This window comes from Pseudotabrizicola alkalilacus, assembly GCF_003443995.1.
Lineage (GTDB): Bacteria > Pseudomonadota > Alphaproteobacteria > Rhodobacterales > Rhodobacteraceae > Pseudotabrizicola > Pseudotabrizicola alkalilacus.
The window spans coordinates 1-652 of the sequence record NZ_QWEY01000059.1; the positions used below are offsets into that span (position 1 = coordinate 1).

The window sequence follows — 652 nt, forward strand, 5'->3', positions numbered from 1 at the left end:
GGTGCAGCGCGACGCGCAGGGTCCGTTCGTGTTCGTGGTCGGCGGCGACGGCAAGGTCGTGCAGAAGCGCGTTTCCACCGACACGCTCAAGAGCGGGGAGTGGATCGTTACCGACGGCCTCGCCGACGGCGACCAGATCGTGGTCTCCGGCGTGATGAAGGTGAAGCCCGGCGCGCCGGCGAAGGCGGTTCCGTTCCAGCCGCCGGCGGCAGCGGGCGCACCCGCGCAGGCCGCGGCCGCTGCACCGGCGGACAAGCACTGACCCAAGCGCTGCTCGTCGTGACGGATCGAACAGCGTGATCTTGAAGCACGAAAAGCGGACCGACTCCGGCGCGTGCCGGAACGACAAGCACAGCCTGAGGCTCGTAGGAATTTCCCATGCCTAGATTTTTTATCGACCGCCCCATCTTCGCCTGGGTGATCGCGATCCTGATCACCGCCGTGTTCGGTCCCTCTGCCGTGAATGCCATCATCGCCATCGGCATCTTCAACATTCCCGTTTTCGCCCGCCTGACACGTGGTGCGGCGCTGCCGTTGTGGGAACGCGATTTCATCCTCGCCGCCCGCGTCAGCGGCAAGGGCGCGGCGCGCATCTCGGCCGAACATATCCTGCCTAATATCGCCAATCTGATGATCGTGCAGGGCACGATCC

At 65.3% G+C, this 652-nt stretch carries 1 protein-coding gene and 1 pseudogene; both read left to right on the forward strand.

The annotated features are described in order from the left end of the window. The coding region (locus D1012_RS21995) for a permuted SH3 domain-containing protein (RefSeq protein ID WP_494338084.1) at positions 1-262 on the forward strand (262 nt) is incomplete at its 5' end. A 155-nt stretch (positions 263-417) separates the two neighbouring features. Continuing rightward, positions 418-652 (forward strand): annotated as a pseudogene (locus tag D1012_RS22000) (ABC transporter permease subunit); the annotation flags it as partial.